This window comes from Helicobacter sp. 11S03491-1 (assembly GCF_002272835.1).
Classification (GTDB): Bacteria; Campylobacterota; Campylobacteria; order Campylobacterales; family Helicobacteraceae; genus Helicobacter_J.
In genome coordinates, this window is record NZ_MLAO01000001.1 from 1 (window position 1) to 13483 (window position 13483).

At 39.1% G+C, this 13483-nt stretch carries 3 protein-coding genes; all 3 read left to right on the forward strand.

The genetic code is table 11. The features are described from left to right. Positions 1–22: 22 nt before the first annotated feature. The 3 genes from BKH45_RS08750 (at position 23) to BKH45_RS00015 (ending at position 13481) form a co-directional block, all read left to right on the forward strand. Positions 23–11764 (forward strand): hypothetical protein, encoded by an 11742-nt coding sequence (locus BKH45_RS08750; RefSeq protein ID WP_219349975.1) that lies wholly within the window; start codon positions 23–25, stop codon positions 11762–11764. A 382-nt stretch (positions 11765–12146) separates the two neighbouring features. Continuing rightward, positions 12147–12335 (forward strand): 50S ribosomal protein L28, encoded by a 189-nt coding sequence (gene rpmB / locus BKH45_RS00010; RefSeq protein WP_095273424.1) that lies wholly within the window; start codon positions 12147–12149, stop codon positions 12333–12335. 18 nt (positions 12336–12353) lie between these two features. Next, the gene (locus BKH45_RS00015) at positions 12354–13481 is read left to right on the forward strand and encodes a potassium channel protein (RefSeq protein ID WP_095273425.1); all 1128 of its coding nucleotides are present in this window, start codon (positions 12354–12356) and stop codon (positions 13479–13481) included. Positions 13482–13483: the final 2 nt, after the last annotated feature.

Below are 13483 nucleotides of genomic sequence, written 5' to 3' on the forward strand. Positions count from 1 at the left end.
AAAAAATTCTGCCCTCAAGGATTTGAATTTATCTCAAACCCTGGCTAAGGTAAACCTCACTCAAAGCAGTGTGGGGAATATTACTTCAGCTTCAGGTAATGCCCAAGCTTTTTTGAAGATTGATAATTCCAATAGCACAGGCTTGGATATAGGCAATATTAATTTTAAAGGACAAGTAAATATTATTGCTAATCGCGCTAATGTTGGAAATATTACCAATACTAATCCTGTTTCCAGTATTGATTTGGGCAATACCTTGGGTAAAAAGATCGGATCTATTGGAGGAGGCAAAAACTCTAGTGGCGGGAGTGATAGCGCAGATACTGCTTTTAAGGGCAAATCTATTTCAGCTATCTTTGATCTCAGAGATGCCAAAAATGTTACCTTTACCCCTACTTCTGTAGGATCTACTATCACAGATTCTACCACTGATTTATCCCCAACAACCCCAAGCGCAAATACCCCATCAGATACTACTGCATCAAACACGCAAACAACCCCACCTCCACTTAATTGGGGAATGCCTATTGTGATGGTAGGGAATGGGGGAAGCTCTTCAACAAGCTCAGAGTCTCCGGCTGTGTATGGATCTCTCTCTAACATTAACGCAGATGCTGCGAATACTTCAAATAATCTTACATTTATCTTTGATGGGATCGATCCCACCAAGGAGGATGGTTCTGTACTCAATAAACAAAACGTTACCATCAAGGGAGGAAATGCTAAATCTCATTATGCCTTTGTGAATGCCGGTAAGCTTGATCTCAGTGATACCTCTAACTCTACTCATGATATTTTGAGTTCTTTGAGTTCTCATACCGGGATCACGCTAGCTAACCCTAAAGGCAATCTGGAGATTTCAAATACTTCTGTAGTACTCAACAAAAAGGGAGAACAAGGCTCAATTTTGGGTATCGCAACTACTGCTGATAATAAAGGAGCCGTGAGTGCGAATACCTTTAGTTCCTTGAGTGCTGATTTTGGAAATGCCGGTTTTGCCAGAAATGAACAAGGCGATATACAAAAAGATGCCGATGGGAATATCATCCTCATCCCCAATCTGAAGGCAGATGGATCTTCTAAAACTAACGGTTCTTCAAACACTGATCTTGCCGGCGCTTATGATCCAAACACGCTTGAGTTTTCTACCCTGACTCAAAAAGACAAAACTCACACCTTAGCAGATACCAATGATGCTTCTAAAGGCTATACAGATGGTTATATCCAAGGAAAGAGTTCTGATGGAGATATTGGATCAGAAAATGACAATGTTATCAAACATATTTCTTTTATCTTCACTCCGGGCACTTTTGATATTAAAAAAGCAGAGCAAGGTTATACAGGCACTATCTTGGGAGGTACGCAAGATTCTACTTATAGCTTCTATAATGCGGGGGTGATTTTATTTGAACAACTCTACAGAGCTCAAGGCACCATTACCCTTAACAAAACTTACCTCAATGGGATTATTGGCAAGACCGTCAAAGCAGCTACAGAAGGAGGGAGTGATACTCACCCTGATGTTACATTGAGCTTGGATTATTCAGGAGATGTGGCTAATCCAAATGGATTGGCTTTTGTAGGGCAAGGTACTCATGATATTAGCTTCAACTTTACAGACAATACTTCCAAAGTGAAATTTTCAGGATCTCTTTTGGGAGGAAACACTGCGGATCCCTCTAAAAATAGCTATAAAATCTTAAACCTTCAAGGGATAAATACTAATGTTTCCACCAGCATACCCTCCACTATCAATCCTAAACCGGATTCTCTCTCTTTCCTTGGGGCTTTAGCAAGTGCCGGGGTATTTGGCTTCAATGAGCAATCTCCCAAAGATTCTCAAGATCCCTCTAAGGCTCTCGAAAAATGGGATGAAGTGGATAATGCAGACAAAGCTGGGCTTGTCAAAGGATCTTCTTTCACTCTGGCAGGTTCTGATTTTAAAGGCAATCTCAAAGAAAAAGATTATGCTCTGGACTTAGTTTTCTTTGGAGATGATGTGAAAATCCCCTTAAATACATCTTTTGGATTCTCTGAAGCCTACCCTAATATTGCCAAATCTTCTTTTATGGGCAATGAGATTGATTTGAGTGAAAATCCTTATGCTCAGCAAATTACTTTTTTTGGGATCAATGCCCATAAACCCGACACTACTCTGGTTGATGGTAACCCCACGCCTTTGAGTATCAAGCTGGGCTCAGGAGCAAGCAATCTTCATTTTTATCATACAGGGAATGATGTTTTTAATATCACGGATGCTTCCACTCCAAATACTTCCTCTTCTTTAATGGCTAAGGGTTCTAATATTATTGGTGATTTTACCGGCAATATCACTGCTATTTTCGGAGATGTGAATCTTGAAGATGACAAAGGCAGCTCTGTTGCAACCAATGGCAAATTCTATGGCAAGCTCTCCACGGGAAGTTCCGGCAAGATTGACATTACTCTTAATCCCAATGCTATCTATAATCCTGGGGATAGCCTTATTGTGCGATCCTATAACGGTTCTCTCAAACCAAGTGACAGCATACATTTACTCCCTGCTACCATTGTGTTTGCCAACTCTACCATTGCTAATAACAAGCTTACTCTCAACAATCCCGGAGGCATCTTGAAACTCCAAGGGCTAACCCAATCTTTGACTCTCTCAAATGATTCCAATCTTGTTTCTAACAATACCACGATTATTGGAGATATTTTTGGAAGTTATAGCTCCAAAAGAGGTAATTTGAGCGTGAATCTAAGCTTTGATACCACCAATGCCGGTGATGCTCATTATTATCAAGGCTCTCAAATTGATGGACTCAAAAACGGTTCCAGTTTGAGTTTCACCGGTTTAGGTTCGATCCGATCCAATGACTACAAAATCGAAAATGGGAAAGCAAGTGATGATGGCTGGGTAACTCTCAATACTCAAGGGAGTGATTCTCTCAATATCACCTTAAACAACACAGGTGCTAATGTGGATCTCCCTCAAAATGCAAGCACATCCGGTTGGTTTGCTAATGGGAATTACAATATCAGAGGGACAAATCTGAAATTATCTAAGAATGGATTTTCTTCAAGTACGTTAGCTAATCTTCATTGGACATTTGCAAATGCAAGCTCAGAGAATCAAGATCTCTTAAAAACCCAAGACGGCTCTTTGATCACATCTGACACTTATGCCAACGATGGGAATACTGTGACTAAAGAAATCAATGACTACATCCAAGCATCTACCCTCACTCAATCAAGCAGTTCTATTGTCCTCAGAGGGGGGAATCATGAATTTACTTTTATCGGGGATACTTCTTATGATGTGACAAAAAACATACCTTTTGCGACTTTAAATGGAGGGAATAACGCTACTATCAACCTTATCAATATGAAAGATGCTCTCCAAAAAGAAATTACACCCTCAAGCGTCTCCGGAGGAGTGACTACTCCGGCTGTCAGCTTATCGGATGAACTTTTCCAAATAGCCAATGGAGGGGGGAGTGGAGATACTACTATCACCTACAATATCAAAGGGACAAATCTAAAAAATGTCAATGTCTTAGCTCCTTTGGTTACTACCCAACCAAACCTTTCTTCTCAAGTAAGTGTTGTCTTCAACGCTTCTTTTGATACCAGATCTCTCCAAGAAAGATCACAAAATGCCAAATACTATACCAATGCTGCTGTAATGGGCAATACAAATTTGGAGATTGGACAATCCGGTCTTCAAGGCACATTAAGTCTGGGACTAAACTCTACCAAAAAGCAATTTAATTCTGGCAATACCCAAATAGGCACTACTGAAACTGTAGATGCTTCCAATTTTGTAACTGCAAACCTTTCTTTTTATGGTAAAGATTCTTTTGGAAGCAGTGCTAAAATCATCGGAGGGAGTAACAACTCAAACTATACCTTTGGGGGTGGGGTAAGCTTAAATATAAACAAAGATGTCCAACTCTCTAAAATCAAAGGGCATCTTTTCTTAGATGGAGTTGCCTTGAGTGGGAAAAATGAGAATAATACTAATCTCAAAATCCAAACTTTAGGAGTCAGTGGGGTAAAACTTGATAGCAATGATAATGTAGTAGCTGATACTACCAAGTCTCTGGATAATATCCTTGCTTTTAGAAGCGCTAATATGCCTTCGACTTCATCTGAGCCCGAAAACTCCGGGCAATCTCGTGCAAATCCTTATAATCTCAACAATATTGATGGGTATGATTATACTAAAGTAAGTAATGGAGGGTCTTTTTATGGCACTCTGGCTACGACTACAGCTACTACTTATACTTTTATAGGCAAAGATGCACAAGGTTTTGGAGAAACTACCGATACTTCCAAACAAACCAAGCTTGATGCCAATCTTGCCGGTGCTACTATCAATGTAGTCGATGGAGGTATTTTAAATACAGCCAATCTCTCCAGGACTGCTAAAGATGGAAATAAACTTAATCTCTATGGGCAAACAGGGATCGCTCCCACTTCTACAAGCACAACAGAAGGAGAGAGTGTTTCTGTTAGCAAATCTTTATCTCTTAATTCTAAGCTCACTGTGAGTGCAACTTTAGATAAAGACAATGCTTGGGCATGGGGAGGCACAACAGATAGCAGCGGGCATGCCAATTTTAATTTTAATATCGCTGATTCAAGCACAGCAGGAGAATCTACGCCTACTTGGAAACTTAATTTTGTAGGGGATTACCCTTATCCTGAACTAAGCAATCAGCTCTATAGCGGGACTATCACCACTACCAACAGTGATTCTGTCTTTAGCTTCAAAAATGCAGGTTACCTCAGTTCGGATCAAATCAATAACACAAAAGCTAAAATTATCTTAGATAAAACTTTGGTCAAAGGAGATATTTCTAATGATCAGCTTTTCTTGGATTTCACCCCTAATCCTAATGTTCCAAGTGCTGTCAAAGGCTTCCAAGGTCTCAATGGGAATTTGATTTTAGCTAATAGTGAAACTCATGTTAAAGACATTACTTTTAACTTCACAGGCAACACAAAAACAGATAAGATCATCAACACTTCTGCAGCAGATAAGAATTACTACATTACAGGAAGCAAAGACTCTGTTTTTACTTTTTTAAATATTCAAGACTATGCGCAAGGATCTGCTGAAGCGACTCCTCAAAGTATTAATACTAATCACACTAGTGTGATTTGGCAAGAAGGCAGCTCTTCTAATGATGGGGTCTTTGCTACCCTACAGCATGCAGGGATACACCTCAGAGCCCCTAACGCGGACCAAAAGGTTACTATCAACGGGAGTGAAGTTTCTCAAACTTTAGATAAAAATACTACCTTTAAGTTTAGCGGCACTTCTATTGAAGCTTCCTCAAAAACAGGAGGAGGCTATGAATCGATTGGGTCAAAATATGACTTGAGTTTCGTCTTTGATAATCGAAAAGATGGTGAACGTGCGATGGTGAGTCATTTGAGTGGCGATGAAAGCTCCATTACACTGGATAAATCTACCCTAAGCGCTTCTAATATTGATACGCAAGGGAATTTGAATTTAGAACTTTATGGAGCAGGCGCACTCAATCCAAACGATCCTACAGCTCCCTTAACTCTCAAGGTAGATAGCGGCAAAACTATCCATTTAATCGCCCAAGGCGGTACAAATGACAGTAGTTCTGTAGGGCATGTAGTTTTTGATCCTACTGCCGACAATATTTATGAAGGTGGGATCTTAGATGTCAGTTCTTTGGGAGTTGGAGGAGTTTATCTCTCCAAAGGAGGTTCAGAAGGTAGCGGAGATATTACAGCTAAGTTTAATCTTTTGGGATCTCTGGACAAAAAGGCTGTTTTAGGATCGTTGGATGGGGAAGTAAATATTAATATTGATTATACTCAAGATTCTACCAATGAGACCAACACAAATACTTATACTCCTATTTCTTCTGCTGAGGATGCTCCTAATATCATTATTGGGACCGGAGTGAGTAAGTTGTCTTTCAAAAATGGTGGAGTTGTCAAAATCTCCAGCTCCAATACAGATCCCACAGCTGCTACATGGACAATAACCAAAGATGCTTCTACAAGCAATTTGACCTATCCAACCGGAGGCAAGTTTGCTTTTGGCAAAAAATCTGATGGCAGCGCGGATACTTCTGCAGTTTCTACCTTGAGTTCGAGTGGCACTACACTTATTGGAAATCTCTATACAAATATTAGCAACAAAATGGGCTCGCTCAAAGCCAATCTTAGCTTTGATACTACCGATACAGATCATAGTAGTTATTATCAAGGAAATGTTATAGGACAACTCGCTGCTAATTCAAGTTTGAGTTTCATAGGTTTAGGATCTTTGCGTTCAAATAGCTATAAACTCCAAGATGGAGTCGTAAGCGATGATGGCAAGACTACTTTCACTCTTGCAGGGGGGACAAAAGTAGATTACACTATGATAAACACAGGAGCAACTGCAGCTTTTACTCAAATAGGAGGTACTAATGGCTGGCAGGTTCAAGGAAGTTATACCATCAAAGGTACAAACGTAGAGATCACCAATACGCTTGATTCTAATAAAAATATTCAAGTCAATCTTGTTTTTGCCAAAGCCTCTGAGGGTCAGAAAGATTCTCTTTTAAAAACCAAAGATGGTTCTTTGATTACTGATTCCGACTACACTCAAAAAAATGCACAAGGGAATGATGAAGTTGTCCAAAAAGGGCTTGATGATTATATTGAAACTTCCGGCTTGAAATTAGATGGACTTGTGCATCTCAGAGGTGGGAATAACAGCTTTACTTTCATCGGGGATCAATCTCTAATCCCTGCAACAAAAGATGCCCATCTCAAACTCACCACCAATAATAATGGGACAAAAGCAGCGATTAACCTTATCAACATGGGAGATGCCCTCAAAGCCACTATAGGCTCAGGAGATAGCGCCTTTAAAGCTTCTGATAGTGTATTTATGGGAGATAATGGAGGGAATGCTGATGGAAGTGGTGGTCAAGTTCATTTCAATTATACTCTTTTGGGTTCAAGCTTAGACACAACCAATGTCCAAGCTCTCAATTCCGGAATTATTGATAGCAGTGGGAAAGTAATTCAAGCGAATAAGGGTGGGACACAATCCGAGATGAATATTACAGCTGTTTTTGACCAAAGAGATTTGGATAACAGACAAGCAAATAACCTCAAATATTATACAAACACCAACAAATTAGGTTCTAGTAATTATACTAATCTGGGGAATGCTAACCTTGAAATCGCCAAATCAAGTTTAGGAGGCACCATTACTTTAGGAACCCAATCAACTTCAAATTCGGTTACGTATGATTATTCTGCGTTTGTAAATGCAAACTTCTCTTTCTATGGCAAAAATGCCCTGGCATCTGATGCCAAAATCATTGGAGGGAGTACAGGATCTGCCATCTTCATAGATGGAAGCGGGACTTTCAAAGCTCCTGCTGTCTCAGAAGATTCAGGAAGTGAGACTGTTTCTGACAGTTCTACTCCTGTAGCAACTCCTGATGGGGCTGTTTTGAATTTTGATATGTTCAAAGGCTTTCAGGGTAAAATCACTTCTGTGAATGCTACCTTTGATTCTGCCTTAGAAGACAAAACCGGGGTTACCAATACTTTAAGCGCGGGGAACAATAATCCTACCCCTGCTTCCGGAAGTACTTATGAGAACGCTGACAAATCTCAATTTGGTGGAGCAAACCTCACTTTTAACGGTATTTTCCTTAATGATTCCAACGCTTCTGCAGACACAACAATTCCTAAATTAAGCGCAAACGGGATGAGTTTCATTCAAAACTCCATTCTAAACAATTTAAAAGATTCTTTAGGAAACCAAGCAACCATAGACTTAAGTTCTGTCCATGCCCTCAATCAAGCAGTAGGCTATACTAATAAGGCTTTGACTTTGAATTTCATCGGCAAAGACTCTCTTAGTTTGGCTACCACATTAGATGCTTCCAAAGAAGGGTATAACCCTGATGATGCGAGCACTTGGACATATACCACCAATACAAGCAGTGGTTTTTATATCCATGATGATAATAAGGACAATAAGTATAATTTCGTCGATTTTGGAGAATTAGATACATCGGCTTTAACCAAAGATGGTAATCGCATCATCAACGGTTCTTTGGGTATTTATGGCAATACTTATTTGATAGGGATTATTGAAAATGGTATCCATGACTGGACTTTGGATTTTGATGCCCTCCCTGCAGACTCTAAAGCAGCTGTAAATATTTACAAAGCCAAACAAGGTTCTCAAACTATTGTTTTTGATTTTGGAGGTTCTACTGTCAAAGCAAACTCAACTGCTGAGAATCCTATCTATAAAATGACAGGACATATTGATGAAGACACTTATTCTAAAGATTCCAGCTATACCTTTAAAAATCTGGGAAGTCCTGTAAGTACTTCAGACGGATCTGGCTCTACTCTTGTATTCTCAGATGCTCTCTCAAAAGCTATCAACCTAAAAAATTACACTGCCAGTACAGCAGATGTCAATAAAAAAATTATCCAACTAACTGATGGAACCATTGGGTTAAGAGATACAACTGTTCTTGGAGATATTGTCCAAAACAAAGAAGTCAGCAGTTCTGATCCTGCTGTGGTAACTTCTGATTTACATTTGAAACTTAGCTTTGATGATACTCACCATCTCAGAGGAAGCATCAAAGGGAGCGCTACCAAAGAAATCATCTTTGAAGGAAGCAATAGTTTCTTAAAAGAAGAGATGTCTAATCTCTCAGATTCTGCTAATAGCCCTACTATTATCAGTGGCGGGGATAAAGATTCAAGCTATAGCTTTGATAATGTAGGGGTTTTGGATACACAGACTCTTAATAATCTCTTCAATGGAGGGAATGAGTCTCCTGCCCCCGGCACTCCTGCACCAACACAACCGGTTGTTGATACGCCACCCTCATCTCCCGGTGTTCCGGCAGTATCTGAGGGTGATAGCGCTGTGCCTTCGGAGGGAGTTTCAAATTCAGGGGCTATCATAGCGAGTGCCCTCAGAGCTGCTGATGAACTTGCTACACCACCATCTTCCGGCACAAGCACTCCAAATACTCCAAGTCCTCAAGGCAAACAAACCAATGCAGGGACTTTCACTATTGGAGGGGATAGTATTATTAAAGGTAATCTTGTAGATGCCAAAGACGCTACCAATGCCAAAGATCAAACTATCAATCTGGGTATCAATGACACTCAAGGTATCCTCATAGTTGGAGAAAAACAAGGAGAAAAAGCGCTCTTAAATACTTCCGGCAAATTAAATGCCAGAATCGGCGTAGGATCTAGAGTGGACATTGTCAATAAAAATGAAAACTCTATTTATGATTTTTCTGCTTATGAGGGCAAATCTCAACCTGTTGTAGCCAATATTGATTTGACTTCACAAGCCTCAAAAGATGCTACCGGGTTAGGTGAAGTAGATGGATTTGATGGAAATGTTTCTTTGGTAGGTTCTATCCAAGACTACAATGTTGCCGCCACAACTGATAGCACAGATGCAAGCAATTCTATTGCTGCTAAAACGACAAACAATAATTATGTATTTGGAAGTAGCGATGATGCTTCTAAGAGAGCATCATGGATAGTGCAAAAAGATTCCAAAGTAGAGAATTTGAGTGTGCTTAATACTTCCTTTGATCCTCATAACCAACAAGCTCTCTTGAGTGGTAGTTTAGGAAATGCCTATAGTATCTTGGATTTGAGAGGGGATGGGGCACAAAATCCTGACTCAGCAGCCATTTTGGGTGCAACAACTTTGGAAAATGTTCCCTCTTCTGCTGCTGAGGCTTACCATACTCTTGAGGTTGGACATTTTGATGCCCAAAATGCCCTCATTCGTTTGAATGTCGATACTCAAGCCGGAAAAAGCGATAAACTTCAAATCAAAACTTTGAGTGATGAGAGTAAAAATAACTACTTGCAAGTCTATACTCAAGGAGGCAACAGCGTGGCTAATCCTATTACTTTAGTCTCTGTAGCAGGAGCAGCCAATGGGAATGCTTTCTCAGGAGTTAGCTATACAAAAGGCTTCACCACTTATACCCCAATCCTTCAGACTCAAACCATTAAGGATACCCCAAGTGTCCCATCAACAGATACTTCTACTGCCCCTACTGAGGGAAGTGGAAGTTCTACTCCAAGCGAATCCTCTCCATCTCCTGTAAGTGGGGCACTGGTTTTGGGAGCAGATTCTGATGGAAGCAGCAGCTCTTCCGGCACAGATACAACGCCAACAGATACTTCTGCTAATGTTAAGGCTACAAACTTTAATTTGGTAGGCTTCACCCAAGGAGTAAGTGATGCAACCAAAGAACAAGCTATGTCGCCTTTGGAAAACTCTTTGGGTTCTTTCTACCGAGCCTTTAGGATTGAAACTAATAATCTCAACCTTAGAATGGGAGAACTTCGGGGGATTGATGCTACACAAGGAGTATGGGCTAGAGTCATCAATGGAATGGGATCAGATACTTCTAACAACAAAGACTTCTATACCACTCTCCAAGCCGGCTATGACTATAAATTTGATGTCTCAGGTGGGGTGAATTATGTAGGGGTCAGCGCCGATGCAACCATGCTTTCCTCTAAAGGAAACGGTTATCATCTCACAGGAAGAAATCTGGGTATAGGGATCTATAATACCTATATCATGGATAATGGTTTTTATGTCGATGCGATTACAAAATACCTCAATATTGGCAATAACCTCAATGTCTCTACCCAACAAGCTAAGAGTGAGAAATCTCAAGTATATTCTAATGCTTTCCTTTTGGGAGGCGAAGTGGGGTATCGCTACAATCTGGATAAATTCTTTGATATTATGAAACTACAAGCAAACCCTTGGAGTCGAGGTTATTATGTTGAACCTCAATTAGAGCTTATCTATGGCTATATTGGTGGGACTTCCTTTAATGCGATGGTTAATGAAGAACAAGCTTTGGCTAAATCTGATGGGGATAATGCCTTTATCTCCAGAGTGGGCGGGGTGATTGGCAAACGTTTCCAAACTACAAGCGGACTTATTGCAGATGTGCGTTTGGGTCTCTCTTATATCAATGAAATCAATACCGGAGGAACTACTCATTTAATGGATACTTCTGAAGGAACTCCTGTAGCCTTTACACAATCTACCCCAATGAATAATAAGCTTAACCTATCTTTGGGCACTAATGTAAAAATCAATGATGATTGGAAAGTATATGCAGATGTTTCCAGAAGTTTCTTAGGGGTTTATAATTTTGACTATAACATCAATATAGGCGTGAGATGGAATTTTGGATCTAAGAGTAAGGCTGTAGCTGACTTCAACTCTTCTAGAAACTTAGGCACTCCTGATGAAGGAAGGGTTTATTATATTGACCAAAAAGGAAGTAATTCTCCTGAAAACTTCCAACAAAAACAAGAATCCAAAGAGGTTGAGAAAAAAGAAACTCAAAACCAACAAGCTGAGGAGAAAGCTTTGTTTAAAGATAAGCAAACTGTCTTGTTAAAAACAAACAAAACTCATTGCCAAGGTTGTGAGCCGGAGAGTGGGTATTATTTCCAAATTGCTGTATTCTCTCAAGATAATGAGGCATTCCTTAAGAAAATAAACCAATTCTCTTACCGAGCTTATGCCTTCAAAAACTTCGAGGGCAAAACACAAAAACGTTATTTAGTAGGTCCTTTTAAAAATGCTCAAGACCTCTTAAAAATCAAACCCTTTGTAGATAAATTTGTCCAAGATCTTAATGGCAACGATCAAGCTTATGCTGTGGTTTATGAAGTCAAAAATGTGAAGTAAGAAGCATTGCTTACTTTTTTAGGCTAACAAACTTGTAATATTTTAGGTATTTTTAGAGAGAAGATTTTAAATCTTCTCTCTAATTTACTTTAAACTTCTTTTATCTCTTCTACTCTTATATCTTTTGAATACTTTCTGTCAATTGTGGGTATATTGTGAAAATAATTCAAATTATTTTTTAAATTTTGTTTGGCAAAATTTGAGAGTTTCTATTAAAGAAAACAAACAAATTGGAATCTCGAATTTGCTTTTATAAAGCCCACTCTCATGTTGAAATCCCAATAAGCTTATGGAGACATACCAAGATTTAAAAAAGCTTAAGGTAGTTTTGTAAATATTTCTGTATAATAACAGACTCAATATTTAAAAACAAGGTTGTATTATGGCAAGAAGATGTTTTTTCACAGGCAAAGGACCAATGGTAGGAAATAATGTAAGCCATGCCAATAACAAAAACAAAAAAAGAGCACTCCCTAATCTAAGAAGTATCCGTATCAAGCTTGAAGATGGCACATCTGTAAAAATCAAAGTAGCCGCTTCTGCGCTTAGAACAATGAAGAAAAAATCTTAACGTTAGGGCATAAATGCCTTGTTTAAACGATTAAAAAAGATCATTCATTGGGGCAGTAACTCAAAGCCTGATATAGACTTAAGACCGGAATTATACGAGCAATTAAAACCCTTTAGACTCCCTCTTGTTCTCATTCAAGTCTTCATTCTGGTGGGGACTTTGGGTTATATTATTTTAGAAAACTATACCCTTATTCAAGCATTTTTCCAATCTTCTTATACTTTCACCAATACAGGTTTTGGTGCTTTGAATGAAAAAGATTTTGGACCTGTAGCCATTCTTTTTACGGCATTTTTAATGTTAAGTGGCGCAGGAGTCATTACTTTTAGTGTTGCTTTTATCATCAGTATCATCAACAATGGAACCCTAACAAGACTTATCAAGGAAAAAAAAATGGTCAATAAAATAGCAAGATTGCGAAACCATTATGTTATTTGTTATCACAATGAATACACAATTGAGCTTAGCAAGCAGTTTCGAGATGCCCAAATCCCATTTGTAGTCGTAGATAATCACCCTGATTTTGAAAAAGAAGCCCTCAAACATAAATACCCTTATTATATCATCGGAGATCCCCATACCAATATCAGTATGCTCAAAACTCATTTATCAAGCGCTAAGGGAATTGTTACATTTTCAAAAATTTCTTCTGATAATATCGCTTTGATTGTTTCGGTGCGATTATTCGAAAAAGAACTTCGCCGCAAACCCTACTATATTGTCTCTAGCGCGGATACAGAGGAAGATGTAGAAAAACTAAAAAAACTGGGATCGGATGTGGTTGTTTCCCCTACAAAACTAATGGCTCAAAGAATTAGTGCAATGGCTATCAGACCTGATATGGAAAATATTTTAGAGAGATTTGTTTATAAAAAAGATACTCCCCTGGACTTAGAAGAAGTCATTGTCCCTAAATACAGTTGGCTTGTGTTACATAAACTCAAAGAAGCTCATTTTAGAGAAATCACAAGGGTATCTATCATTGGCATTACTCAAAAAGATGGGAAATATCTGGCTATGCCTGATGGGGATGCTATTATTGCAAGTGAAGCTAAACTTCTTATGATTGGCACTTCTAATGGGATTAGAGAAACCAAACGTCTCATTACCAGAAAACAAAAACCCAAAGAACTTGATTATGTATAAGG

What these genes read in the sequence shown, in the direction of transcription:
- rpmB (WP_095273424.1), top strand. Translation starts at nt 12,147, where the DNA reads ATGGCAAGAAGATGTTTTTTCACAGGCAAAGGACCAATGGTAGGAAAT.